Annotated in this window: 21 protein-coding genes; 13 read left to right on the forward strand and 8 right to left on the reverse strand. The window is 34.6% G+C overall.

The features are described 5' to 3' along the window. Nucleotides 1-13: 13 nt before the first annotated feature. On the reverse strand, nt 14-1,219 hold the full coding sequence (locus tag CLV73_RS16465; RefSeq protein ID WP_100377986.1) for an NAD(P)/FAD-dependent oxidoreductase: 1,206 nt from the start codon (nt 1,217-1,219) through the stop codon (nt 14-16). Between the two features lie 119 nt (nt 1,220-1,338). Here CLV73_RS16465 and CLV73_RS16470 point away from each other — a divergent pair, with 119 nt between their 5' ends. Continuing rightward, nucleotides 1,339-1,719 carry a SpoIIAA family protein gene (locus tag CLV73_RS16470; protein WP_100377987.1) on the forward strand — a complete coding sequence of 127 codons (381 nt, stop codon included), beginning with the start codon at nt 1,339-1,341 and terminating at the stop codon, nt 1,717-1,719. A 50-nt stretch (nt 1,720-1,769) separates the two neighbouring features. Here CLV73_RS16470 and CLV73_RS16475 read toward each other — a convergent pair whose 3' ends face one another. Continuing rightward, nucleotides 1,770-2,972, reverse strand: coding sequence for an MFS transporter (locus CLV73_RS16475; protein WP_185116785.1), 1,203 nt, complete (start codon nt 2,970-2,972; stop codon nt 1,770-1,772). 176 nt (nt 2,973-3,148) lie between these two features. Here CLV73_RS16475 and CLV73_RS16480 point away from each other — a divergent pair, with 176 nt between their 5' ends. Continuing rightward, nucleotides 3,149-4,009, forward strand: coding sequence for an AraC family transcriptional regulator (locus CLV73_RS16480; protein ID WP_100377988.1), 861 nt, complete (start codon nt 3,149-3,151; stop codon nt 4,007-4,009). 149 nt (nt 4,010-4,158) lie between these two features. Here CLV73_RS16480 and lipA read toward each other — a convergent pair whose 3' ends face one another. After that, the gene (lipA, locus tag CLV73_RS16485) at nt 4,159-5,025 is read right to left on the reverse strand and encodes a lipoyl synthase (protein WP_100377989.1); all 867 of its coding nucleotides are present in this window, start codon (nt 5,023-5,025) and stop codon (nt 4,159-4,161) included. Nucleotides 5,026-5,151: 126 nt separating this feature from the next. Then, nucleotides 5,152-5,712: an RNA polymerase sigma factor gene (locus CLV73_RS16490; protein ID WP_100377990.1), complete on the reverse strand. Its 561-nt coding sequence runs from the start codon at nt 5,710-5,712 to the stop codon at nt 5,152-5,154. Between the two features lie 199 nt (nt 5,713-5,911). Here CLV73_RS16490 and tyrS point away from each other — a divergent pair, with 199 nt between their 5' ends. After that, nucleotides 5,912-7,207: a tyrosine--tRNA ligase gene (gene tyrS, locus CLV73_RS16495; protein WP_100377991.1), complete on the forward strand. Its 1,296-nt coding sequence runs from the start codon at nt 5,912-5,914 to the stop codon at nt 7,205-7,207. 80 nt (nt 7,208-7,287) lie between these two features. On the opposite strand, the gene CLV73_RS16500 is transcribed toward tyrS, so the two are convergent. Then, nucleotides 7,288-7,704, reverse strand: a complete 417-nt coding sequence (locus CLV73_RS16500; protein WP_100377992.1) for a hypothetical protein — start codon at nt 7,702-7,704, stop codon at nt 7,288-7,290. Between the two features lie 209 nt (nt 7,705-7,913). Here CLV73_RS16500 and CLV73_RS16505 point away from each other — a divergent pair, with 209 nt between their 5' ends. Then, entirely contained in the window at nt 7,914-9,908 is a 1,995-nt protein-coding gene (locus CLV73_RS16505) for an ATP-binding protein (RefSeq protein WP_100377993.1), read from the forward strand. Continuing rightward, entirely contained in the window at nt 9,898-10,536 is a 639-nt protein-coding gene (locus tag CLV73_RS16510) for a response regulator transcription factor (RefSeq protein WP_100377994.1), read from the forward strand. The genes CLV73_RS16505 and CLV73_RS16510 overlap by 11 nt, the downstream gene beginning before the upstream one ends. Before the next feature lie 48 nt (nt 10,537-10,584). Here the strand turns inward: CLV73_RS16510 and CLV73_RS16515 are convergent, their stop codons facing one another. Further along, the gene (locus CLV73_RS16515) at nt 10,585-11,031 is read right to left on the reverse strand and encodes a hypothetical protein (protein WP_100377995.1); all 447 of its coding nucleotides are present in this window, start codon (nt 11,029-11,031) and stop codon (nt 10,585-10,587) included. Nucleotides 11,032-11,260: 229 nt separating this feature from the next. On the opposite strand from CLV73_RS16515, the gene CLV73_RS16520 reads away from it, so the two are divergent. From CLV73_RS16520 to CLV73_RS16530, 3 genes are all read left to right on the forward strand, one after another. Further along, complete coding sequence (locus CLV73_RS16520) at nt 11,261-11,899, forward strand: alpha/beta hydrolase (RefSeq protein ID WP_100377996.1); 639 nt, start codon at nt 11,261-11,263, stop codon at nt 11,897-11,899. A 130-nt stretch (nt 11,900-12,029) separates the two neighbouring features. Then, nucleotides 12,030-13,334 (forward strand): PDZ domain-containing protein, encoded by a 1,305-nt coding sequence (locus CLV73_RS16525; protein ID WP_228424414.1) that lies wholly within the window; start codon nt 12,030-12,032, stop codon nt 13,332-13,334. Between the two features lies 1 nt (nt 13,335). After that, entirely contained in the window at nt 13,336-13,860 is a 525-nt protein-coding gene (locus CLV73_RS16530; RefSeq protein WP_100377998.1) for a hypothetical protein, read from the forward strand. Here the strand turns inward: CLV73_RS16530 and CLV73_RS16535 are convergent, their stop codons facing one another. Then, on the reverse strand, nt 13,861-14,898 hold the full coding sequence (locus CLV73_RS16535; RefSeq protein WP_100377999.1) for a L,D-transpeptidase: 1,038 nt from the start codon (nt 14,896-14,898) through the stop codon (nt 13,861-13,863). A 411-nt stretch (nt 14,899-15,309) separates the two neighbouring features. Between CLV73_RS16535 and CLV73_RS16540 the strand changes: the two genes are divergently transcribed. From CLV73_RS16540 to CLV73_RS16550, 3 genes are all read left to right on the forward strand, one after another. Continuing rightward, nucleotides 15,310-16,008 carry a DUF1826 domain-containing protein gene (locus CLV73_RS16540; RefSeq protein WP_100378000.1) on the forward strand — a complete coding sequence of 233 codons (699 nt, stop codon included), beginning with the start codon at nt 15,310-15,312 and terminating at the stop codon, nt 16,006-16,008. Between the two features lie 120 nt (nt 16,009-16,128). After that, nucleotides 16,129-16,584: a MarR family winged helix-turn-helix transcriptional regulator gene (locus CLV73_RS16545; RefSeq protein WP_228424416.1), complete on the forward strand. Its 456-nt coding sequence runs from the start codon at nt 16,129-16,131 to the stop codon at nt 16,582-16,584. Between the two features lie 29 nt (nt 16,585-16,613). Beyond that, nucleotides 16,614-17,462: a universal stress protein gene (locus CLV73_RS16550; RefSeq protein ID WP_100378001.1), complete on the forward strand. Its 849-nt coding sequence runs from the start codon at nt 16,614-16,616 to the stop codon at nt 17,460-17,462. A gap of 211 nt (nt 17,463-17,673) precedes the next feature. On the opposite strand, the gene CLV73_RS16555 is transcribed toward CLV73_RS16550, so the two are convergent. Then, nucleotides 17,674-18,702 (reverse strand): methyltransferase, encoded by a 1,029-nt coding sequence (locus tag CLV73_RS16555; RefSeq protein ID WP_100378002.1) that lies wholly within the window; start codon nt 18,700-18,702, stop codon nt 17,674-17,676. 100 nt (nt 18,703-18,802) lie between these two features. Between CLV73_RS16555 and CLV73_RS16560 the strand changes: the two genes are divergently transcribed. Beyond that, nucleotides 18,803-24,877 carry a non-ribosomal peptide synthetase gene (locus CLV73_RS16560; RefSeq protein WP_100378003.1) on the forward strand — a complete coding sequence of 2,025 codons (6,075 nt, stop codon included), beginning with the start codon at nt 18,803-18,805 and terminating at the stop codon, nt 24,875-24,877. Then, nucleotides 24,877-25,539 carry a 4'-phosphopantetheinyl transferase family protein gene (locus CLV73_RS16565; RefSeq protein WP_100378004.1) on the forward strand — a complete coding sequence of 221 codons (663 nt, stop codon included), beginning with the start codon at nt 24,877-24,879 and terminating at the stop codon, nt 25,537-25,539. Before CLV73_RS16560 ends, CLV73_RS16565 begins: the two co-directional genes overlap by 1 nt. Nucleotides 25,540-25,688: the final 149 nt, after the last annotated feature.

Genomic DNA, 25,688 nt, shown 5'->3' on the forward strand with positions numbered 1-25,688 from the left:
GCCGCCGCCGAAACTATCTTCCAAATTTAAAATATTTTGAAAGCAGGTGTTTTTTACCTTTCATAAACAATGAGACCATATCCATCCCTATTACAGAAAAAGTAATCCCGTTTCCGCCAAAACCAAGAACGAAATAAGAATTTTTAAATTCTTCATGGGTTCCTATATATGGAAGACCATCTTTTGTTTCTCCGAAAGTTCCGGCCCAGACAAAGTCTGTATAAAACTGATAAGCAGGTTTTATTTTTGCTAAGGTTTTAAGAATTTCTTTTTCTTTCTTATTTAAAAGAGCATCACGTTTTTTCGCGTTATAAAAATCTTCATCTCCTCCGCCTATCAGTAATCTGCCATCATCTGTTGTCCGCATATACATATAGGGATCATCCGTATTCCAGACCAATGTACTGTCGACACGTTTTCCTTGTTTTGGAGCTATTTCCGAAACGACAGCATAGGTACTTTTCAAATTAACGAAATGTTCTTTGATAATGCTTGCACTTTCATAGCCAATACAATAAACAATTTTTTTTGCTTTGATCTGAAATCCGGAGTCCACAGTGGCAATATTAAACCCTTTATGGTATTCCACTTTTATCATTTCTGTTTTATCAAAGACTCTTAAGCCCCTTCTTATATTGATTTCAAATAATTCATGGGCAAATCTAAATGCATCAATACTTGCCCCTTGTTTGGATAGAATTCCGCCATATGTATTTTCAAAGCCAAATTTTTTAGATACCTCACCGGCTTCCATCCATTGTACTTTGAAACCTGCTTTTTTTCTGGCATCAAATTCTTTTTTCAATCTCTCTACGTCTTTCTTTTTCGAGGCAAAATACAGAGACTCTTTTCTTGTAAATCCCGCATCTGACTTAATCTCTTTCGAAAGCTTTTCAATCTTATCAATAGCATCAGAACAAGCTTTATAGCTTTCAACGGCTCCTTTTTCTCCTATTTTTTCGATCAATTCAAAAAGAGGAATATCAATTTCGTATTGCAGCATTGAAGTGGTTGCTGAGGTACTTCCATTGCATATTTCACGTTTATCAATAAGGATTGTTTTATAACCATCTTTTATCATTTGGTGAGCAATTAAACTCCCTGTAATTCCTCCTCCGATAATTAAAACTTCACATTCTTCATTCGATTTCAGGGAAGGGTATGAATTGACCAATCCATTTTTTAAAAGCCAAAACGGTTCATTTGATTTAAGATCCACAAGATTATTTTTTTTCTTTACGCTATCAACAATTAAGCCTTTTTATTTTTATTGAAATTAAAATAATGGTTTAATTTTTGTTTTGGACATCCAACAACAAACCACCAAAACATAAAAATATGATAACAGTTATTCCAGAAGCTCCTGAGAATGTTGCAGCTTTCAATGCAACGGGAGAAGTAACGAAAGAAGATTTTGAAAACCTTGTATTTCCTGTGGTAAAACAAAAAGTAGATCATTTTCATGAACTCAATTATTTGCTTTATCTGGATACAGATATTGATAAATTTACCGTGGGAGCTTGGCTTAAAGATGCGCTTTTAGGGTTAAAAAATTTAGCCAACTGGAACAGGGCCGCCATTGTAACAGACAAAAAAGGGGTTCAGAATTTTACCGACATTTTCAGTGTTCTGATGCCGGGTGAATTTAAATCCTTTCCAAAAGGGAATCTTTACAACGCCATGTACTGGTGTAAAAATGGCAATGAAGTAGAAGTATAATTCATTCATAAAAACCCTATAAAAAAGAGAAGCAAAATTGCTTCTCTTTTTTATTTGTCACACGATACACATTCCACTGCAAGATCATCTTCTCCCCGCTGTTGTGAACCGTATAAGTATTTATACCTTAAGGCAATCACTAATCCGATAAAAGTCATCCCGACTCCCACCAATGATGGATAATTAAAAGAGAATCCGTGCTCCAAAGGAATACCTCCCAGGAAGGCTCCCATCGCATTCGCAATATTAAATGCTGCCTGCATAAATGCTGCCGCCATCATTTCACTTTTAGGTGCCGCCTTCATCATCATGATATTAATAGGTGCTGAAACCGACATTGATAATGCTCCACAAACAAAAGTCAATATTAATGCTGCCGTTTGGTTGTCCGACAAGAAAAACACTCCTGCCAATGCAGACATCATTAAAAATATTAATAATATGCAGGTTTTTTCAGGGCTCATTCTATCGGAAATATATCCTCCAACAAGATTTCCAACCACCATTCCGCCTCCTGCAAGTATCATTACATAAGCCATCTGGCTTTCTTTAATTCCTGCTACAATTGTCATTAAAGGCGTAATATAACTGAACCATGTAAATAGTCCTCCAAAACCTATTGCTGTAATCAGCAGAACCAGCCATGACTGTCTGCTTTTAAGAAATTTCAGCTCTTCCAAAAAATGACTGTCTTCTTTCTTTTCCAAGACAGGAAGCCAGAGTTTTAAAGAGATTAAAGTTAATAATCCAATTACAGCTACAATCGCAAAATACCATCTCCAATGGAAGGTATGGCCAATGTAAGTAACCAGTGGAACCATTGCGAGATTGGCAACGGTAAGGCCGGTAAACATTAAAGAAATATAAAATGCTTCTTTTCCTTTCCCTGCCATTCTGGCTGCAACTACGGTTCCCACCCCGAAAAATGCTCCATGTGGCAATCCGGACAGGAATCTGATAATTAACATGGTTGTATAATCGGGTGCAATCGCCGATAAAGCATTGAATAAGGTAAAAATCACCATTAATGTAATCAGCACTTTTTTAGGAGGAAACTTTACAGAATATCCTATTAAAATAGGTGCTCCGATTACAACTCCCATTGCATAAGCAGAAATTAAATGTCCTGCTTCAGGAATCGAGATCTGAAGTGATTTCGCAATATCAGGAAGGAGCCCCATCACCGTAAATTCCGTAGTTCCAATTCCTAAACCTCCTATTGCAAGCGGCAAAATTCTTTTATCCAATCCCATAAATCTAAACCTTTTTTGAATTTTTAGAAAGAACCGATCACAACAATCGATTATAATTTGAAAATGCAAAAATCGAAAGAAAATATGGCTTTGACCTCCACTCAGATGACATTAATTTGCTCCATATTAACCTTTTTTATTAATTTTACACTCTTAAATAATCAAATCAGGACAAAATGAAAATCCAGAAAGAAATCATAGAATTTGAAAAGGATAAATCTTTCAAGCTTTTTTCCCCTTCTCTTAAAAACTGCTTTTTCTGGCATTATCACCCTGAAATTGAGCTTGTTTATGTAGAGGCATCAAAAGGAATACGCCATGTGGGAAAAGATATTTCAAGCTTTGTAAACAGTGATCTTTTGTTAATCGGATCCAATGTTCCGCATCTTAATTTCGATTATGGAATTCAAACTGAATGTAAACAGCTGGTTTTACAGATGAAAGAAAACTTTCTTCATAATCTTATCCTTAGCATTCCTGAGTTTGAAAATATTAAAAAGCTTTTAGATCGTTCGTATCTCGGGCTGTCTTTTTCCGGAAAAACCAAAGAAACGATTGTTGAAAAGCTTCATATGATTAAAGATCAAAATACTTTCGAATCTTTAATGGGATTAATTGAGATTTTACAAATTCTGGCCCGGTCTACCGAAGTTAAAGAGCTCAATAGTGAAGACACGCGGATAAAATGGTTCCTGAATGATAAAATCAGGATGGGTACCATCTACAGTTATATTCATGAAAACTATGATAAAAAGCCTAACGTAAATGAAATTGCACAAACCGTAAGTTTAAGCACTCCTGCCTTTTGCCGTTATTTTAAAAAGCAGACGAATATGACTTTTACCGATTTTGTAAATAATTACAGAATCAATCAGGCACAAATATCTTTATTAAAAGATTACTCTGTGACAGAAGTTTGTTTTCATGTGGGATTTGAGAGCCTTTCTTATTTCAATAAACTGTTCAAACATCATACAGGAAAGACTCCTTCAGAATTTAAGAAAAAACATTTGAGTAATATTGTTGAATCGATATAAATTGTCATTCCGACAAAGGAGGAATCTAAAATATTTACAGATTCTTCATTACGCTTTGCTTCATTCAGAATGACAAGAGGTTTTTCATCTTTGTTTGAGTCTCTGTATCAATAAAAAATCGCTTCATTTCTGAAGCGATTGTATTTATTTTAATGGATATGTTTTTCAGCGTGGTAAGAACTTCTTACTAAAGGTGAACTTTCAACATGTCTGAAACCTAAGCTTCTTGCAAAGTCTCCAAATTCGTCAAATTCTTCAGGAGTAATGAATTTTTTTACAGGAAGATGCTTTTTTGTCGGTTGCAGGTACTGTCCTAATGTAATCACATCTACGTTTGCATTTCTGATGTCTTCAATGGTCTGGAATACCTCATCTTTTGTCTCACCCAAACCAAGCATCACCCCGGTTTTAGTTCTTCTTTGTCCGGCTTCTTTCAAATATCTAAGAACCTCAAGGCTTCTTTCATATTTTGCCTGAATTCTCACTTCTCTTGTCAAACGCTTTACGGTTTCCATGTTGTGAGAAATCACCTCAGGAGCTACTTCTACCAATCTGTCAAGATGTTTTGTAATCCCCTGAAAATCCGGGATCAATGTTTCCATAGTGGTTCCCGGAGAAATTCTTCTTACGGCATTTACAGTTTCACCCCAAAGAATAGAACCCATATCTTTCAAATCATCACGGTCAACAGAAGTTAAAACCGCATGTTTGATTTTCATTAATTTGATAGAACGTGCCACTTTTTCAGGCTCATCCCAATTTACATCCATTGGCTTTCCTGTTTTTACTCCGCAAAATCCGCAGCTCCTTGTACAGATATTTCCTAAGATCATGAAAGTTGCTGTTCCTTCTCCCCAACATTCTCCCATATTCGGGCAGCTTCCACTCTGGCAAATTGTATTTAATTTATATTTATCAACCAAGGTCCTCAATTCTCTGTAATTCTTTCCGGTAGGAAGTTTTACACGAATCCATTTTGGTTTCTGAACGGTAGTATCTTGAACTAAATTCTCCATTTATTTCTCAAATTGAGGTTCAAAGTTAGTGATTTTTTTATCGAAACAATCAAAGACAAGGATTGATGGAAATTATAATTGCTTGCCTTTTATAAGATTTGCTGATGAAAGGATATTTTGTTGGTATTAATCGTCCTCAAACTCATTGTTTTTCAGTAATTCAGCTAAGACCTTTTTTGCTCGCATCACACGGACTTTAGTATTCGCAACGGAAATCCCCAGTTCTTCAGCAATTTCTTTAATGCTTTTTTCTTCAAAGAATCTTAATCTGATAATATCCTGATAATTGGCATCTAAAGATTCAATGGTTTTAATGATTTTTTTTTGTTCTTCATCGGAGATCATGAGTTCTTCGGGAGATTTTGCATACTGGTTTTTTACTTCATCCAGATTCTCCGTAGGATCCTGATTTTCTCTGGTCCTTTTTCTCCAAAAATCAATAATGGTGTTTTGAGCAATGGTTAAGATCCAGGTCTTAAACTGAAAATGTGGATCATACATGTCCAGTTTCGATAAAACTTTCGAAAAGACATTTACCGTAATTTCATCGGCATCGTTTTCATCCCTTACTTTTTTCATTACAAAAGAAAAAACATCAACCCAAAAGATGTTGATGAGCTTGGTCTGAGCTTTCTGGTCTTTTTCCTTTGCTTTCCCGATAAGCTGGAATAATTGTTCGTCATTCATTATTAACAAATATAATTGATTTTGAACAGAATTGCAATAAAACGTCTCGTAAAAAGGGCGGAATACGGAATCGTAAGATCGAAATTTTGCAAACCCGAAAACTAACGTTTCCGGGCTTCATTGGGAGTCATTCCGTTTATTGGCCTTATTCCCTTGAATTTATTATCTTTGCAGGGTAAAATTTTAAAGCAACAAATCAATGAATTCCTTTATAGAAGAACTAAAATGGCGTGGTCTTTTTGCCGATATGATGCCCGGAACCGATGAGCAACTGAATAAAGAGGTAACTACTGCGTATATTGGATTTGATCCAACAGCTGATTCTTTGCATATCGGAAGTCTTATTCAGATAAAAATTTTAGCTCACTTTCAGCAACATGGTCACAAGCCGATTGCTTTGGTAGGTGGTGCTACAGGGATGATCGGGGATCCCTCAGGAAAATCTGCGGAAAGAAATCTTTTGGATGAGGCCACTCTTCTTCACTATGTGGATTGTTTGAAAAACCAGCTTTCAAGATTTTTGGATTTCTCCGGAAATGAGCCTAACAAAGCGGAATTGGTAAACAACTACGACTGGATGAAAAATATTTCTTTCCTTGATTTTGCAAAAAATGTAGGAAAAAATATTACCGTAAATTATATGATGGCGAAAGATTCTGTGAAAAAGAGATTTTCAGGAGAATCGGGTGCGGAAGGAATGAGTTTTACGGAATTTACTTACCAATTAATTCAGGGATACGATTTTTTACATTTATACCAAAACAATAATGTAAAACTTCAGATGGGAGGTTCCGATCAGTGGGGAAATATCACAACCGGAACCGAACTGATCCGTAGAAAAGCTCAGGGAGAAGCATTTGCATTGACTGTTCCATTGATTACTAAAGCGGATGGTTCAAAATTTGGTAAGTCTGAAAGCGGAGAAAACTATTGGTTGGACAAAAAGAAAACATCTCCATATAAATTCTATCAGTTTTGGTTAAACGCAACCGATGCTGATGCAGAAAGATTCATTAAATTTTACACTTTCTTAGGAAAAGAAGAGATTGAAGCTTTAATTGAAGAACATAAAACAGCTCCACACGAAAGAAAATTACAGAAAAAATTAGCTGAGGAAGTAACAGTATGGGTTCACGGAAGAGAGGAATATGAAAAAGCGTTGAAAGCTTCTGAAATTCTTTTCGGACGTTCAACAGCAGAGGATCTGGTAAGTCTTTATGAAGAAATTTTCCTTGAAATTTTTGATGGAGTTCCTCAAAAAGAAGTAGCAAAAGATGATGTTTTAGGAGTAAATATCGTAGATCTTCTTTCTGAAAAATCAGGTTTCCTGAAATCTAAAAGTGAAGCGACAAGAGAATTGAAAGGAAATTCAATTTCTGTGAATAAACAAAAGGTAAATGAAGTATATACTGCCAACGAAAGTGATTTGATTGACGGAAAATTCCTTCTTTTACAAAAAGGAAAGAAAAGTTACTTCATCGTAAAAGTAATTTAATCTTTTCAACAGTATACAAAAAAGCGGCGAGATAAATCTCGCCGCTTTTTTTCATCACAAAATTATGTTTTATATTTTTTTTAGAAAGTATATCCTGCAGAAGCTGACAGAACCTGCCCACTAGAGGTTCCTTCTTTTTTCAATTCTCCGTCTACCCAAACTTGAACTTTTAAAGTGGATGACGCATTTGCTCCTGTAGCACTTACCGCAACATTCGCGCTATAAGCTCCGGCTTCAGCAGTAACTTCCGGACTTGACCAGGTTGTTCCGCTAAGGCTGCTCGCCGATGTAGTATTTCCGTCAATTCCATAAACTGCTACATCAATATCACTTCCTGAAGAAGCGATTGCCTTAAAGACAACTTTATGTGATTTTCCTGACCCCGGAATATTGTCGTCGTCATCATTTTTACAAGATGCAACCAATCCAATAAATAGTGTTGCCATTACGACCATAAAGGTTCCTTTTAAGACATGAACGATTTTCATTTTTTTCATAAGTTTTTTTGTTAAATTTTGCTACTTTAATAAATATTCTATTGATTAGTGATTTGGTATTTGCAAAGCTATCAGTAGATGCTTAACCTATCAATCCTAAAAAACAAGTATTTTTTTATACCTAAATCAGGGTATTTTTTATGCTGTTTTTTTTAGTTAAATTGGGCGTTCTATAAAATCGTCGTCCTAAACAACCGAATCAACAACTCATGAACAGACTACTTATTTTATTAAGTATATTAATATCTTTTACATTACAAGCCCAGCAGATTATCCCACTCAATGAAAAGCCTTATTTAGACAGTTTAAAGAATATTGTTAATACGAAGACTAACACTCAATCTATTGCCGAATCGGCTTTTCTTCTATCTAATTATTACAGGAATACGGATTCTCCTCTCAGCAAGAAATATCTGGAACAGGGAAAAAAGATGACCCAAAAGAATCCCTATCTTCTGGCTAAATATTTTTATTTTGAAGGACAATATAATCTGGATCGTGATAAAGAAAAAGCTGCAGTTTCTTATCAGCGTTCGATTAAAGAATTATCGAAATTTAAAACCGAAGAATCAGCTTTTTTACAGGCTCTTGCGTGGTACAGCTACGGGGTAACACAAAAAGATAAGGAAGGATATCCGTTTCTACTAAAAATAATCCTTGAAAAAAGCATTCCTTTAGTTGAGAGGTATGAAAATAGCAAAAGTTTAGGTTTCTTATATACACAGCTTGCTATTATTCTTACGTATAATGCAGAGTTTGAAAAAGCAGGAAACTATAATAAAAAAGCTTTAACGATATTAGAAAGGCCATATCCCCATTCTGCCGAATTGTTTTATACTTACCTGAATTCTGCCAGCAATTTCTGTTATCAGGCTAAAGGTGATGAAGCGAAAAAGTTTCTCGATAAAGCTGAAAAAATGATACAGCCCTATCCTGAATCTTCAGCCAATGCTTTTTATTATTACGGAAAAACACTTTATCTGATCACAAAACAAAGAAATGAAGAAGCGCTGCCGGTTATTGAGAAGGGGATTTTTTATTCTACGAAATTCAGTCAGAATTTACTGGCTCAGATGTTTTATTTCAATAAATATGATATCTTAAAAAAATTGAAAAGATATGATGAGGCCAAAAAAACTCTTGAAGACATCCTTGCGGAGCAATCTTTAGCTTCAGATCTTAACAATAGAAAAGCAATCTATAAACAACTTTCCGCACTTAATGAAGAGATGGGAAACCCTAAAGAAGCATTGTTGTGGGAACAGAAGTATTCTAAGCTTAATGACAGTCTGAATACAGAAAGTGTAAAATTAGAAATCAATAAAATTGAAGCCAAATTTAATGCTGCAGAAAAAGAGAGAAAAATTGCGAACCTGAATGCTGAAAAAAAGCAAAGAGAACTGGAAGTAAGTGAGAAGAATTCTTATTTAATAGGACTTAGCCTTGTACTATTATTATTGATTATCTTTTTTATTTTCTTCTTTGTCATTTATAGAAAAAACAAAAAAATATCTGAACAGAAAGAAATTAATCTTCAGCAAAAAATCACTGATATAAAGCAAAAAGAGGAATTAAGCCTTACCAAAGCCATTCTTGAAGGAGAGGAAAGAGAAAGGGAACGAATTGCCCGGGATCTTCATGATGGGTTGGGCGGAATGCTTGCCGGAGTAAAAATTAATTTTTCAACCTGGTCTTCTCATCATCTCAATCCTGAAAAAGATAAAGAATTTTACAGAATCCTCTCCCAGCTGGACAATTCTGTTGCTGAACTTCGTCATGTTGCCAGAAACCTAATGCCTGAATCCCTGCTTAATTTCGGGCTGGAAACCGCCTTAAATGATCTTTGCGAATTTTACATCAGAAAGGATCTTGACATTGATTTTCAACCGATCAATATCGAAAAAAAATTACCGCTCAATATTCAGCTTAATATTTACAGAATTGTACAGGAACTCTTGGCTAATGCGGTAAAACATTCAGGAGCCAACAATATTTTACTTCAGTGCTCACAATCTGAAGAAAATTTCTTTATTACGATTGAAGACAACGGAAAAGGATTTGCAAAAAACAGTGAAGAGAAAACAAAAAGTCTCGGACTTCGAAACCTAAAAAACAGAGTAGATTACCTGAAAGGAAAAATGGAAATCAATTCCGATCATGAAGGAACTACTATCAACATTGAACTTAATACGCATGCAGACTGAAAAAATAAATATCGTTATTGTTGACGATCATCCTATTGTGATTGAAGGGCTGAAAATGATGCTTGGCAATCAGTCTTATTTTCATGTTTCGGAAAGCTTCACAACAGGTTCCGAGATCATCACTTTTATAAAAACCAATCCCGTAGATATTATTCTTCTGGATATTACTTTGCCTGACTATAGCGGAATTGAAATTTGTAAGGAAATAAAAAAAGTAGTTCCCAATACTTCCGTAATTATGTTCAGTAACCGTTCTGAGAGAAGTATTATCATGCAGTGTATTCAAAACGGAGCAAGTGGATATTTACTAAAAAACACGTCTATAGATGAGCTTATAGAATGTCTGAAAGGAGCTCTTTCCGGAAATATTGTTTTCTGTAATGAGACAAAACACATCATAAGCAAGCTCTCACATACAACAATAGCAACGCCGAGATTAACAAAAAGGGAAAAGGAAATTCTGAAACTGGTCGCTGAAGGAAAAACCAGTGCTTTAATTGCTGATGAACTATTTTTAAGTCCTTTAACCGTAGATACACACAGAAAAAATTTACTGCAAAAATTTCAGGCAAAAAACTCTACGGAACTCATAAGCCTGGCCATTCAGCACAATATGATCGATAAATAAAGAACCACCTTTAAAGGTGGTTCTTCAGATATAATAAAAAAATAATTTTTATAATTCAAGGAAGCTGTGCGCTACAGCAACACTTTTAATTCCGTTCCCTGTTACAGTTGCTGTTTCCGCAACTTCACCATCAATCCAGATAGTAACAGTAAGCTTAGAATCAGCATTCGGAAGGTCTGCATTAGCGGCTAAATTCAATTGTGACTGACTAGAGTTTACAAAAAACTCTCCAGTTGACCAGGTTAGTCCTTCAGTATCATACAGAGTTTGTTGATTAGTTCCTACCTGAGTAACAATTGTTTTAAAAATATGAATAGGAGCGGTTGGAGGAGTTGTTCCACCAGGTGTTATTTTTGCTTCAAATTGGACAACATGATCTACATATTCATCATCGTCGTCATCTTTACAAGAATTAACCACTACAATTACTGAAAATAATACAGCAAATAAAAAAGAAAGTCTAAGTAAATTTTTTGATTTGTAAAATTGCTTCATTTCTCCAAATAAATTTTTATGTTTCAAATATAGGCTTTTTATCAATATAAAAATAACTTTTATGAAAATTTTCCAACAAAGATTTCTAAAAAATATCAAATCATTAAAACCTGTATAGCAAGTTAAAATGGCTTTATAAAAATTGATTAAAACGCTCCAAAATTAATTTTATCTATAGAATCATAATTTCCAATTCAATCCATCTGATTAATTATTTATCTTTGTCTTTATGAATTTAGATTACATCGTAAGAGAACCCGAAAATATAACTTCCAGTACCCCAATCCTTTTTATGCTGCACGGATACGGAAGCAATGAACAAGACCTTTTCAGCTTCAGAGAAACCCTTCCAAAAGACTGGATCATTGTAAGTTTCAGAGCCCCTCGAAATACTCAATTTGAAGGCTTTTCGTGGTATGATATAGATTTTAACAATCCTGAAAATTTCATTGACGTTCCGCAAGCGGAAGAAGCTTTACAATCAGTTTTAGAAAGTATTTTAAAAATTATAAATCATTATGGACTTGTTGATGGTAAGACCCACCTTTGCGGTTTTAGTCAGGGAGGAATTTTATGCTATTCTTTAGCCTTAAGATACCCTGATTTATTCAGTTATATAGCGTGTTTAAGCAGCTACCCTGAAGAAAAGATATTAACCAATATCGTAAAAGATAAGAAGAAGCTGGAAAAATTACGTTTCTTTATTTCTCACGGAACAGATGATGCTGTAATCCCTCTGGAATGGGGAAGAAAAGCTGCGGATCTTTTGTATGACCTTGGATGCTACTTCACATTCAGAGAATACATGAGTGGGCATGGTGTCAATCAGAAAAACTATATGGATCTCATGGATTTCTTCTCCAAGTAAATTAAGAAAACTTCAAAAATATCCCGTTCTGAATAAACGATTAGCAAACATTCTCACATTTGAGAATGTTTTTTATTTATGATAAGGATAAATTCACTAAATTCATTATATGAAACATTGGTATTTTATAATGATAATTTTGTTCAGCATTTTCATGAATGCTCAGAACTCATTTGAAATACAGAATGCCGAAAAAACAGTTATTCCTTTTAAGTTAATCAATAATCTGATTTTCATTCCGGTTAATGTAAATGGAGCGGATTTAACTTTCCTCTTAGATACCGGAATTGCAGAAACTTCTATTTTCAGCCTTGAAAACAAAGAATTAAAGCTTGCAAATCTCGAAAAAATAAGGCTTTCAGGTTTGGGAGGTAATGCGAGTATTGACGGTTTTCGATCAGACAACAACATTGCCAGAATAGGTAAAGATTACGTAAATTACAGTTCCACACTCTATATCATCACAGATCAGGGCTTTAATATCTCTTCCCACATCGGAATTCCCGTCAATGGAATCATCGGATATCATTTTTTTAAAAATCACCCAATAGTAATTGACTACTTATCGAAGAAAATTACAATCTACAATGATGAAAGATTATTTAAAAAAAAGATAAGAAAATTTGATATCCTCGATATTACTGTTGAAAAAAACAAGCCTTATATTGTCGCAGATGTAGAAATGACAAACGAAAAGAAAGATTCTAAACTATTAATAGATCTTGGAAACAGTGATGCTATCTGGTTATTCCCCACCCTTATTAAAAATTTCGTGTATAACAGACCTAATATTGATGATTTTTTAGGAAGAGGATTTAATGGCGATATTTATGGGAAAAGAAGCAGAATCCATAATTTATATTTAGGCAATTTTAAGTTTGAAAAACCTCTCACAGCAATGCCTGATGAATATTCTATCCAACACGTAAATATGGTCGAAAACAGAAAAGGATCTATAGGAGGTGATATTATGAGACGTTTTACAATCGCTTTCGATTATGCCAATCAGAAACTTTACCTAAGAAAAAACAGAAATTTTAATGACCCGTTTCACTTCAATATGAGCGGCCTTGATTTCAGGCAAGATGGTATGGAATGGTCTAAAGATATCGTAAGCCTCCCCACTAAAAACAGGGACAACTTAAACGGAGGAATTGAGTTAATTAACAACAATTTACAATATAATTTTGTTCTAAAACCTATTTTCGCCATTGCCGGTGTCCGGAAAGACTCTCCTGCTTACAAAGCCGGATTAAAAAAAGATGACAGACTGATCAGCATAAACGGAAAAAAAACAGCAGATATGACGATGGAGAAAATCCTGGAACTGATGAAATCTGAAGAAGGAAAAACCATCAATATGCAGATTGAAAGAAATAAAAAAGAAATGACCTTAAGTTTCGATTTAGAAGATCCAATCCCATATCAAGAATAATATGAATACCGAAGAAACTACTTTAGACAAAATAAGAAGCAGGCCCAGATTCAAAATGTTCACCCATCTCAGCAAGGAAGAATATGCTAAAAGCTTAAAGCAATACCTTGCTGAACACAAAGATGAATTCTCCGGGAATATTAATCATGAAGTTGCTACAATTTATGTAGTAACTAAATATGATAATTACTGGAAGCCCAGATTATCTTTAAGGATAGAAATTGAAGATGAAAAAACCGCAATACGAGGTGTTTTCGGACCTAGCTCTGCGGTTTGGACTTTCTTTATGTTTTTATACTTTTCTTTTTCTATTCTCTGGATGACTTTTTTCACCATGCATTATGTAGAGAATCAAATCAACAGTCATGAATTTCCCTGGGCTCTCAATGCTTCTTTTGTAATGCTGTTTTGCATTGGGCTTACCTATGCAGCGGCCAGATTTGGTCAGCATAAAGGTAAAGAGGAGATGCAAAAGTTAAGAAGATTTGCAGAGGAATCTACCTTACAATTTGAAAAGAAAGAATAATTAAGGGGCCTCCGTTTTAGGATTTTCAGGCATTTGCTCCAAAACAGCTTTTGCCGCTTTAATAGAATCTACTACAACTTGTCGGTTATCCTGTTCCTTTATTATTTTCTCGATATTCGGTTCGATCATTTTGGTCATTTCCTCTACAGAAATATTATTGGCATTGGGGTCATCCAATAGTTTTCTCCAGGGCTTTCTTCCACCCCATTTATAATCTCCATATACCAGCACTGCAGTACCTTTGGCTTTGGTGGTAGCACCTCCCGGATTTAAAACCCAGGTATCTGCGTAAGAATACAGCCATTGTGCATCTTTCATTAATAATCTTAAACAGGAATGTGATGCCGGATAACCTGGAAGATCATACTGATGCCATCCGATTCCGTCCAGATTGAATATATTAAAATTATAGGGTAGCTTCCACTCACTGCTTACTGTGGAGATTGCCAGTTTCTTTTTCCAATTGGCAAAAGTAAGTCCTCTCTTCGTTTGTGCAGCTTTTTTCCCCATACTTGTTGGTCCCCATTTCACTAAACTTCCGTTCGAATACACTCCATAAGCCTGAATAGGATAAGAAAAAACTACAAATTTTTTCACGGGACTTAGTACATCCAGCTGCATAGGAAACGGTGAATACTCCATTAAAGTGGTATCTATTTTAGCAGGAACAACTAAAGTATCTGCATTCCATTTATTTTTTGCGTCTAATCTGTTCAGTGCAAAGATAGCATAGCGTTCTTTTTCTGTATACTTTTTATTAAAAACAGAAAACAATGAATCTTTCAGCTTCTTATCTTTTGGGAAAATAAAAGCATTATAAAAGCCATCTTCCTGCATTGCGGGTGGCAAAGATTCTTTTTGAACAACGGGTTCTTTTTTAGCAGAATCTTGTTCTGACCCCGAAGTCTCGACGATAGAATCGGCAGTCCCTTGAATTATATCATTTACTTTTTCAGTTTCTTTTTTACAAGAAACCAAAAGCACCGCCAATGCAATAGTATATAAAAATGATTTTTTCAATGTTGTGTTTTTTCTCATAAATAAAATTCACCGTTTAGTTGGTCTGTCCACTACAAATATCAGACCTAAAATCTAATAAACAGACTATTCAACATAAAAATATTTAAATAAGTATTCCTCGTAATATTCATTATCATTATTTGAATATTGTTCGTTTTTCTGTTAAAAATACGAAACATTTGGTCAGAATTAATCACTTTGGAATAATTTTTTTCAGGCTTATCAAACCCTTTGATTTATTAATATAAAACTGTAAAATCCAATAAGCATGTCAATACATGTAATAAAATGATAACCAACACCATTACAAGTACTCATTGCCAGATAAGGATAAATTAACAAAATTATTTCATTGTTTTTAATAGAATCTGAACAAAGCTTGTAACTGTTCCTTATTTTTGCTTATCCATTAGTCTACTCTTATTTAATATGAACAATACACTTTCCGGTAACAATCAAATCAAAGTAGTTTCTTCTTTTTCCGAACTTGTAAATACCGACTTTCAGATGCCTGTAAATGCCTTTTGTTGGAAAAGAAACTTGGCTGGAGATTTTAAAGAAATTGTATCTAAGCTTCAATTAAAGGAAGATATTACAGAGGTTTTCATTGAGGATCTTTTAGCACTACAACTTTCAGAACATGGAAATACTGCCAGAGAAATCATTCTGAATGATATGCAACTCTTAACAGATTCTGGAGCATCTCCTTCTCTTAATTTACTTAAAAAGTATGAGCGGGATGAAGAATTCAGCTTCATTTCAACAGACGTTTATTCTTACCATATTGATCGCTCCCCTGTCGGAACAGACACTTTTTTGTGTACATATCATGGAACCTCCAGTGATATTCTGCCCAATGAACAAGCTATACAAAAAATATTGATTCCTGAAATAAGAGAAAAGCTTCAGGAACTGCATAATGGTCCGGAAGAGGAATTCGAAACTTTTTTGAAAGATTATTTTTTCGATCTTCATTATGAACCTAAACCGAATGCTAAACCCGTAAATTTAGGTCTAGGACATCTTTGGAGATTAGCCGTGGACCACCCAGAACAAAAGGTTTTACCTTGTATACATCGTGCACCAAAGGAAAATGTTGGTGAATACCGTCTGCTTTTAATCTGTTGATTGCTGATCTTATCAGATTTCCTTTTAATTATGATGTGAATTAAGCCTCAAATTAGTTTAAATTAAAACTAATTTATCATATATTTGTTTATATGAATGATTTAAAGTCTAATAATTAAAATGATACCTTCACAAAATCAAAATATTTCTCAGCTGGCACTCGAGCTAGGGCTAGCAATGAATGAGATGAAAAGCAGATTAAGGCAGAAAATTCAGACAAGAATTAATGAATATGACTCTTCGCTTTCTTTTGAACTTATCGAAATTCTGGGAATTCTGTGGAGAAATGAAGGAATCAATCAACAAGAGATCAGCACCCAGATCAGCAAAGACAAATCAAGCATAACCTATCTGATTAATAATCTGACAAAAAGAGGACTCGTAGAACGGGTTGAAAATAAAAACGACCGAAGGAATAGACAGGTTTTTCTTACACAAAGCGGAAAGAAACTTATGGAAAAATTATATCCATGGGCTTTGGAACTTTACCAAAAGGCAGCGGAAGGAATTTATGAGAATGAACTTAAAAATGCATTGCTTTTAATCAAACAAATGACAGCTAATCTTAACCAATAAAGGCTCTTAAAGGCTAAAATCTTTACGAAATGAGAACAATACTTGTACCTGTTGACACAACACAAACTACCGAAAATGCAGTAAAGCTTTCTGCAGACTGGGCAAAACAATACGGATATGATCATATTATCCTTTTAAAAACAAATAACGAATCTGTATTCGAATATCTGCACTTAGCAGAAGGGCACTCCTTCGTCAACGAAGAAAGTATCAATATGATATTGCAAGACACAGAAGAATTATTAGAGAAATTAAGCCGAATTATTATTGAAAAGTCGCCCGACATAAAGGTTTCAAAAGCAACGACCGATATGTCTTTGATAAGGAGCATTAATGATATTATAAAAGATCAGCAGAATGTTGAATTAATTATTTTAGGCAGTGATGATAAAACTTCTGTGACGGAGAGTTTCATTTCGGAAAATATTATAGATATTGCAAGAACAAGTCCTGTAAAAACCTTAATTGTTCCCAATAGTTACACTTACAACGCAATCAGAAACATATTAATACCTTGTGATATTGATAGTATCACAAAATTAGACAGATTGTTTCACTACAAATCGATTATCCACCAAAAAGATATCCATTTGTCGCTTTTAAATATCCATAAAAAAGTAAACAAAGATATTACAGAATCTAAAAAAGAAGAGCTTGAAAAATACATTTACCAAAATCTGAATGATATTCCCAATAGTATCCACTACTTATACGACGAAAACATCATCAATGGCATTTTATCTTTTGCCTCATTAAATAAAACCGATCTTGTGATTGCATTACCGGGAAAACACAGTTTCCTTTATTATATAGCCAACAGAAGCATTTCCGAAGGAATTTATCAAAATGTAAGTCAGCCTGTTTTAATTCTGAAATAATTTGATCTGATTATACAAAATAAAAAAGAGGCTGCCTCACAATGAGTCAGCCTTTTTTATACAACTATATAATTTTAATGAGCGTAATTAGATCTCATTCAAAAGATTTCTCTAAACCAAGCCTATTTTTAGACATTCCATTTTCCAGTCTTGTCCCTTGCGGCGTCTTACTTAAAATATCTGAAATTATTTTGTGATCTCTTTTTCATTTCTAAATTAATTTTTCACACTCAATAATACTGGAAATTTCCGTAGCTGTCTGAATCAAATTTTTAAAGGTTAATCCTGCACTTTCCAGAAGGAATTTAAATTCACTCAATGTACGCTCTTTTCCTGTTGTCATCGCCATAATATTGATATCTAATAACTTTCCGGCGTGTGGTGTATTCCGCGAGTCATCCGGAATAACAGAATCAATAATTAGTAATTTACCTCCTAAAGGCATCGCTTTTTGTATGTTTTTTAAAATCTTAATCGACTCATCATCATTCCAATCGTGGATAACCCATTTTGTCATATAAAGATCTGCACCGGCAGGAACCTCTTCAAAAAAACTTCCGCCAAGTACAGTACATCTTCCTTTCATATCCTCGGGTATATGCTGTGCTGTTTGTTCTATTACATAAGGTTCATCGAAAACAATCCCAGTACTTTCAGGTGTTGCACTTAAAACAGCAAACATCATAGCTCCGTTTCCGCCGCCTATATCTACCAACGTTTTGTATGGAGAGAAATCGTAGGTATCAATAATTGTTTTTAAAACAGCACCGGACATTCCTGCCATAGCTTTTGAAAGATTAACCCCAGCTTCCGGGTTTTGCTTATAATAATCCCAAACAGATGCCCCGTGAGCATATTCAAAAGGTACTTTTCCTGTTTTTACACCATAAGTTAACTCTCCAAAAGCAGGATAATGCTCTCCAAGATTGGCTAAAGCCCAGGGTTTTACTGACCCCGGAACCTCTGTTAATAAAGTCGATCCAAAATCATTTAATTCAAACGCTCCATCTTCCCTTTCTTCAAATATTCCAACGCTGGTAACGGCTCTTAATAAGCGGTATAGCGACTTTTCATCTGAATCGGTTTCTTTTGCTAATTCTGACAAGGTTTTAGCACCGTTCAGGAGCTTATCTGCAATATCTAACTGCGCAACTGAGCGAATACAAGCAGCCACCCAATAGCCACTTATTAATTCATACATTTTGAAAGATAACTCTGGTTTTCTTGGTAAGTTTTTCATATAATGATTTATTAATATTAAAAATTAAATAGAATGTGAATTTAATTATTTATTTACATAATTTTATATTATTAAAAAAATTAAAACTAAAACCAGCCAAATGAACAAAATCTCAACACAGGGAACAACTGTATTGTCTTTATTGGATAATGCGGTTATGCTGAATTCTACAAAAACAGCACTTATTTACGAAAATGAAAGAATTTCTTTTAAACAGCTTGACATTAATTCAAACCAGTTATCAAACTACCTAAAACAAAAAGGAATATTTACGGAGGTTCCTCTTTGCTTTTGTTTAGATCAATCCATAGAAAAGGTTATCGTTATGTTATCCATCTGGAAATCGGGTGCAGCGTATGTGTCCCTTGATCCGTTGTATCCGGATAATCGTTTGCAGCATATTTTGGAGGATACCAACAGCCCCATGCTAATCACTAAGAAAAAATTTGCCGAAAAATTTCATTTTTATAAAGGTGAAATTATTTTCATTGATGAAAAAAAAGAAGACATTCTCCAAATGCCTAAAGAAAATCCTGATTCCGAAATCAAAAACGGCTTAGCCTATTTAGCCTATACCTCTGGAAGTACAGGAGCTCCGAAAGCGGTAATGGCAGAACATAAAGGATTGGGCAATTTCATACAATATTTCGGGGAATTTTTGAATACAGAAAAAGAAGATACCGCACTTAATATTTCATCATCAAATTTTGATGGAATTGTATTAGATCTTTGGGTTCCTCTTTCATTAGGAATGACAGTCTATCTTTATCCGGACAACAGAATAGTAGGTGATGCGCTGCTTAGTTACATCTGTCAAAACAATATCACTGTTCTCCCTTATTTACCGGTCTCGATTTTGGCAACTTTACCGACGGACAAGCAAATCGGAAGCTTACGAAAAATATGTACCGGTGGAGAAGCTCCAATAGTTAAGGTGATTGAATATTGGAAGACAAAAGTCGAATTAATTAATATCTATGGCCCTACTGAAACTACCGTGGTGGTAAGCGGATTTAAATTTAGTGAAACCCATCCTATCGGCACAATTGGGCAACCCTTACGCAACGTAGATTTCTATGTTTTAGATCAGGAGATGAATATTTTGCCTACTAATGAGGTTGGAGAACTTTACATTGGAGGAATCCAGGTTTCAAGAGGATATTACAATCGTCCGGATCTTACAGCTGAACGATTTTTACCGTTCACAACACCTGACGGAAAAACAACAAGAGTATATAAAACAGGCGATCTTGTAAGACAATTGGAAGATCATACCATTGAATTTGTTGGAAGAGCGGATCAGCAAGTGAAAGTCAGAGGTTTTCGTGTAGAGCCTGCAGAAATTGAAGAAAATATTAAGCAGTCAAATCTTGTTGAAAACTGTGTTATCGTTGTAAAACAAGAGCAAAATGAAAAACAATTAATTTGTTTTTATAAAAATAACAAAGACAAAAACACTTTTCCGGAAGCTATAAGAGCTTATTTGTTTGAACGATTGCCTTCTTATATGATTCCTTCAAAATTTTTGGAAATTCAGGAGTTTCCATTAACCGCAAATGGAAAAATTGATAAATCATTCTTAAACACCCTAGAAATCACTGAAGAAAAAAGACATTTTTTTGTTCCACCTCAGACTGAGTTACAAAAGCAATTAGCCAATGCCTGGAGCACAGTTTTAAATATAAAATCAGTTGGAATTTATGATAATTTCTTTCAGTTTGGAGGAAATTCAATTCTGGCTTATAAACTTATTTATTTGATTAGACAGGAATTACATCTTCCTTTACAAATTGCTGATCTTTTTTTATATCCATCCATTCACGAGTTAGAGAAATATATTACTGATTTAGAAAAAACCGAACAAAATGAAACCGGTCCATCAATACCTGATAATCATCCCGTTCAATTATCTTTTCAGCAACAGAGCTTATGGTTTCTAGACAAACTATATGGCAGTGTAGCCTATAATGTGGGTGCGCTATACCCAGTCAATGAAGCTATTTCTTTACCTACTTTAGAAAAGGCCTTTAAAGAATTATTAAGAAAACACAGCATTCTAAGAACAATTATAGAAGAAAAAGAAAATCAGGCTTTCCAGTCCGCAATGAGTGAAAATAACTGGATTTTAGAAAATTTATATGATGCTGAAAAAGTTCAGGAACTCATAAAAATTCCGTTTGATCTGCAAAGAGATTATATGCTCCGGGCTTATGTTATTCATAAAAATGGCAAGCCGGCTTCATTGTTTTTGATGGTGCATCACATTGTTACAGATGGATGGTCGATGCCTTTAATTGTTCAGGAAATTAACACTTTATATCATCAAATCTCAAATAACCAGGAAGATAAAAGAGTTTTGACAGAATATAAAAATTACGTTATTTACCAATCTAAACAGGATAAAGAAAACGGAATCAATTTCTGGAAAGAGTATTTGGAAGATGTTTCCGTGCTTCAGATTGCCCACGACTTCAAAAAAGAATATCCGCATCCGGATTCTGGTAAACAGTATCAATTTGAAGTTGATGAAAAACTAACCGCAACATTACAGAGAATTTCAGAAGAGCATTCCGCCACATTGTACATCACTCTATTGTCCGCTTTTGGCTTGCTGATGCAATATTACAGTGGTCAACAGGATATTTGTGTAGGAAGTCCATTTGCTAACCGGCCGCACCGTTTTGACAAAACCATCGGGTATTTTACCAATATGCTTCCGATCCGTATGAAAATTGATGGGAATCCTGTCTTTTCAGATTTTTTACACCAAATAAAAAATATGATTCCGCAAGTTTTTCAACACCAGGAAACTCCGCTGGAAACAATTATCAGTAATGTGATTAAAGACAGGTTTGCCGGGCACAATCCTTTATTTCAAAATGTTTTTGTCTTACAAAATCCAAATGAAAAATTTGAGATTTCGACTCCAATAGAAAATCATAATGCTGAATGGATTTTTAATCAAAAAACAAAATTTGATTTACAATTTGAAGTGCTTCCGATTGGCGAAAAATTAAAAGTAAATATTGATTATTCTGATGTTTTATTTAAAGAAAAAACCATTACGGAAATGGCCAAAGCATATTTGTTCATTTTAGCATCAATCGCTTTTAATCCTGATCAAAAAATTGGAGATATTGATATTTATTCTGTTTTAGAAAAGAGAGAAATTAATGAATTTGAAACCAACGAAGCTCCAAAAACTTTAGTAGCATTATTTGAACAACAGGTTGAAAAAACACCAGACAAAACCGCATTGATTCTTTCCGGACTGGGAATTTCTTATCAGGATTTAAATAAAAAATCAAGTCATATTGCCAGTCAATTAATTGCTGCCGGAGTTAAAAGTGAAGATTTTGTTGCCTGTTATCAGGAACAGTCTATAGAGCGGATTATAACGCTTTTAGGGATTATAAAGTCCGGCGCCGCTTACGTTCCTTTGGATACGGCCTACCCCATTGATCGGATTAAAACGATCCTTGAGGATACAAAACCAAAATTTTTAATTACAACAGTAAAATTTGATTTAAAAAGTGAAATGGAACGACCTGTTCTTTTCATTGAAAATCTGATGAATGCTCCTTTAGAGCATATTCAGAAAAGTTACAAAGACACACATGCTCCTACCGATCTTGCTTATGTTATCCATACTTCCGGAACCACAGGACAGCCAAAAGGAGTGCTTATTGAACATCAATCGCTAGGAAATTTCATCACTGAATACGGAAATTTACTTGAGCTCAGTGAAAACGATAGAACGTTGCAGTTTTCTCCCTATAATTTCGACGGTTCAGTCATTGATATGTGGATTCCGTTGACGAAAGGTGCCACCATTCATCTTTATCCAAATAATAAATTGTTGGGTGACCATCTATCCGAATTTATTGCTCAACATTCGATTTCTGTAATTCCTTTTATTTCACCTTCTGTGCTTTCCACAATTCCCCAAAATGAAAATTTACCTTTATTAAAAGTAATCGGAACCGGTGCAGAGACCTGCCCTCCACAAGTTAGCCAGTATTGGAAAAAACGCGCAAAACTTCTTAATATGTACGGTCCAACAGAATCTACTGTTGCGGTCAATACATTTGTTTTTGATGATATACATCCTGACAATACCATAGGAACAGCCATTAAAAATATGAAGCTATATGTTTTAGACCAATACCTTCGTCAGGTTCCCGATGGTGTTATTGGTGAGCTTTATATTTCAGGAATCCAGCTTTCAAGAGGTTACCTGAATAAACCGGAACTTACTGCAGAAAAATTTATTAAAAATCCTTTCGCTAATAATGAAACCAGCTTCTACAGCCGAATGTATAAAACCGGAGATCAGGTAAAAATATTAGCCGATGGAATGCTGGAATATGTCGGAAGAGCCGATTATCAGGTAAAAATAAGAGGCTACCGTATTGAATTGGCCGAAATCGAAAATACGCTTTGTAAAATTAAAGGGATAAAAAATGCGACAGTTCATATTCATAAAACTCTGGGGGGTGTAAAATCTTTAAGAGCTTTTGTTTCCGGCGATGCTCCTATTGCTCATATTAAAAGTGAACTAAACAGGCAACTCCCTTCCTATATGATCCCTAATGAAATTTTTATGGTAGCAACAATACCTGTAAAATCAAATGGTAAAATAGACCTGGAATCGCTCAACCAAATGGCCGAAAATCTAATCAATGAAACCACCGGAATTCAGGAAGAGCCATTAAATGATTATGAAAAAATCATCAGAGAAATATGGAGCGAAGTGCTGGAACGCAAAATTACAAGCCTGGAAGACGATTTTTTTCAATTGGGAGGACATTCATTGTTACTTACAAAGCTTTACAACAAACTTTTCAAACATTTTCCTAATACAATTTCTTTGAGCGAATTATACATCAACAATTCAATCAGGAAATTAGCTTTACTGATAGAAGAAAGAGAAGCCAGGCCCGAGCTCCAAAATTATGGATTAGGGCAAGATCCGTTAAGTGAGGAAATAAAAAAAGATGCAACAATTGCTTCTGATGCCTTTAAATTTAATGTTTCAAAAAAAGGAAATTTCACCAACCCGAAAGCTATTTTACTTACGGGAGTCACAGGATTTGTAGGACTAAATATATTGGTAGAATTATTAGCCTCCTCTTCGGCAGATATTTATTTACTGATAAGGGCAGATAATGAAACGCTTGCCAAAGAAAGATTGTTTGAAGCATTGGAAAACCAATTAATTTCAGCGGATATTTTTGATGAAAAAAGAATTAAGATTTTAGCCGGCGATCTTGCAAAACCATTGCTGGGCCTTTCAACAGAAAAATATGATGAACTTGCAGAAATTATAGATGTTGTGCATCACGCCGGAAGCGCTGTGAACTTCATTCAGCCCTATTCTTATATGAAAGCTGCCAATGTAGATGCTCTTTATACTTTGATCAGGTTTATAACCACTCATCAACTCAAACAATTATCTTTATTATCAACGGTCGGGGTATTTAGCTGGGAACATTATTTCACCAAACCTGCATTGATTATGGAAGATACTGATACCAAACCTGTATTTAAATATTTAAGTCGTGATATGGGCTATATCCAGAGCAAATGGGTGATGGAACGGGTAGCGCAGGAAGCTATAAAACAGGGCGTTCCCATTGTAATTTTCAGGTTAGGTTATGTTTTTTGCCATAGCCTGACCGGAGCAACCGCAAAATACCAATGGTGGGGATCACTGATAAAAACCTGTATCCAATTAAAAGCGTACCCAATTTTAATTGATCAAAAGGAGGAATTAACGATGGTAGATTTCGTCAGTAAAGCCATCACCTATATTTCCAAAAATCCTGATTCTATTGGTCAAATTTTCCATTTAAGCCCGGAACCAGAAGATAATATGACCGTAACGGAATTCTTTGAGCTACTTCGTGAAGAATTTAATTTTGATCTAAAACCAGTTCCTTATCCGCAATGGCGCGCCCTTTGGGAAAACGACGAAAACAGTCCGCTCTATCCTCTTTTGAATCTTTTCAAATTCGTTGCTTATGATAATAAATCCATTATTGAGATTCATCAAAATACTCCTGATTTTGATATTACCAATACCAAAAAATTCCTCGAAGGCAGTTCTATTGAGAACAAAACAGTAAAACGTGATAATGTAGAAGCATTTTGTAAATATTTAGGAGTTCTTTAATGATAAAAATATTTTATACAAAGTTTAATCCTGAAGATATGACAGCCATTTTAGATCAATGGCTGTCTATTCTTCCTTTTCAGCTTCAAAAAATTAATCAAAGCTATAAAAACAAAGAAGATCAGGTGAGAAATCTATCAGGCAAATTACTGTTGGCTGAAGCTTTAAAAAATATTGGTTATGGATCAATTGCTCTTGATACTATTCAATATAACCAATTTAAAAAACCTTACTTATCCAAAGATTTTGATTTCAGTATTAGCCATTCCGGAAGGTACGTTTTTTGCGTAATTGGAAAAAACCTGAAACTAGGGCTCGATATTGAAGAAATAAAGCCAATTAACTTTTCTGAAATCACAAACATAATGAGTAATTCTGAATGGAAACAGATAAACGAAGCATCAAATCCTTTACGTCAATTCTTTACACTCTGGACACTCAAAGAAGCTGCCATCAAAGCCGAAGGAACAGGCTTTTTCACTGATCTAAATACAATTAAAGTAAAAGGTAATACCATCCACATCGGAGATAATATTTGGTTTTCGAATAAATTAGTCTTTGATGAAAATTATTCGGGTCACCTCGTAACATCAAATTTAGAAAGGGGTTATGAGATGATTTTTAAAGATTTAACCATTGCGAATTATGATAAAAAGAAATAGGAAAGGTTATGTTATGCTTCCACAAAAGGAATTCTTGATCACGTGTCAAAGTATCTTTTACAAACTCAATTCCTACACGTTTCTCAATACGGTCAGAGTGTTTGGTAACACAACCATTTCATAATAGGTCATTTCATAAGTTATTAATC

The organism is Chryseobacterium geocarposphaerae (genome assembly GCF_002797535.1).
GTDB classification, from domain to species: Bacteria; Bacteroidota; Bacteroidia; order Flavobacteriales; family Weeksellaceae; genus Chryseobacterium; species Chryseobacterium geocarposphaerae.

What these genes read in the sequence shown, in the direction of transcription:
- CLV73_RS16470 (WP_100377987.1), top strand. Translation starts at nt 1,339, where the DNA reads ATGATAACAGTTATTCCAGAAGCTCCTGAGAATGTTGCAGCTTTCAAT.
- CLV73_RS16475 (WP_185116785.1), bottom strand. Translation starts at nt 2,972, where the DNA reads ATGGGATTGGATAAAAGAATTTTGCCGCTTGCAATAGGAGGTTTAGGA.
- CLV73_RS16480 (WP_100377988.1), top strand. Translation starts at nt 3,149, where the DNA reads ATGAAAATCCAGAAAGAAATCATAGAATTTGAAAAGGATAAATCTTTC.
- lipA (WP_100377989.1), bottom strand. Translation starts at nt 5,025, where the DNA reads ATGGAGAATTTAGTTCAAGATACTACCGTTCAGAAACCAAAATGGATT.
- CLV73_RS16490 (WP_100377990.1), bottom strand. Translation starts at nt 5,712, where the DNA reads ATGAATGACGAACAATTATTCCAGCTTATCGGGAAAGCAAAGGAAAAA.
- tyrS (WP_100377991.1), top strand. Translation starts at nt 5,912, where the DNA reads ATGAATTCCTTTATAGAAGAACTAAAATGGCGTGGTCTTTTTGCCGAT.
- CLV73_RS16500 (WP_100377992.1), bottom strand. Translation starts at nt 7,704, where the DNA reads ATGAAAAAAATGAAAATCGTTCATGTCTTAAAAGGAACCTTTATGGTC.
- CLV73_RS16505 (WP_100377993.1), top strand. Translation starts at nt 7,914, where the DNA reads ATGAACAGACTACTTATTTTATTAAGTATATTAATATCTTTTACATTA.
- CLV73_RS16510 (WP_100377994.1), top strand. Translation starts at nt 9,898, where the DNA reads ATGCAGACTGAAAAAATAAATATCGTTATTGTTGACGATCATCCTATT.
- CLV73_RS16515 (WP_100377995.1), bottom strand. Translation starts at nt 11,031, where the DNA reads ATGAAGCAATTTTACAAATCAAAAAATTTACTTAGACTTTCTTTTTTA.
- CLV73_RS16520 (WP_100377996.1), top strand. Translation starts at nt 11,261, where the DNA reads ATGAATTTAGATTACATCGTAAGAGAACCCGAAAATATAACTTCCAGT.
- CLV73_RS16525 (WP_228424414.1), top strand. Translation starts at nt 12,030, where the DNA reads ATGATAATTTTGTTCAGCATTTTCATGAATGCTCAGAACTCATTTGAA.
- CLV73_RS16530 (WP_100377998.1), top strand. Translation starts at nt 13,336, where the DNA reads ATGAATACCGAAGAAACTACTTTAGACAAAATAAGAAGCAGGCCCAGA.
- CLV73_RS16535 (WP_100377999.1), bottom strand. Translation starts at nt 14,898, where the DNA reads ATGAGAAAAAACACAACATTGAAAAAATCATTTTTATATACTATTGCA.
- CLV73_RS16540 (WP_100378000.1), top strand. Translation starts at nt 15,310, where the DNA reads ATGAACAATACACTTTCCGGTAACAATCAAATCAAAGTAGTTTCTTCT.
- CLV73_RS16545 (WP_228424416.1), top strand. Translation starts at nt 16,129, where the DNA reads ATGATACCTTCACAAAATCAAAATATTTCTCAGCTGGCACTCGAGCTA.
- CLV73_RS16550 (WP_100378001.1), top strand. Translation starts at nt 16,614, where the DNA reads ATGAGAACAATACTTGTACCTGTTGACACAACACAAACTACCGAAAAT.
- CLV73_RS16555 (WP_100378002.1), bottom strand. Translation starts at nt 18,702, where the DNA reads ATGAAAAACTTACCAAGAAAACCAGAGTTATCTTTCAAAATGTATGAA.
- CLV73_RS16560 (WP_100378003.1), top strand. Translation starts at nt 18,803, where the DNA reads ATGAACAAAATCTCAACACAGGGAACAACTGTATTGTCTTTATTGGAT.
- CLV73_RS16565 (WP_100378004.1), top strand. Translation starts at nt 24,877, where the DNA reads ATGATAAAAATATTTTATACAAAGTTTAATCCTGAAGATATGACAGCC.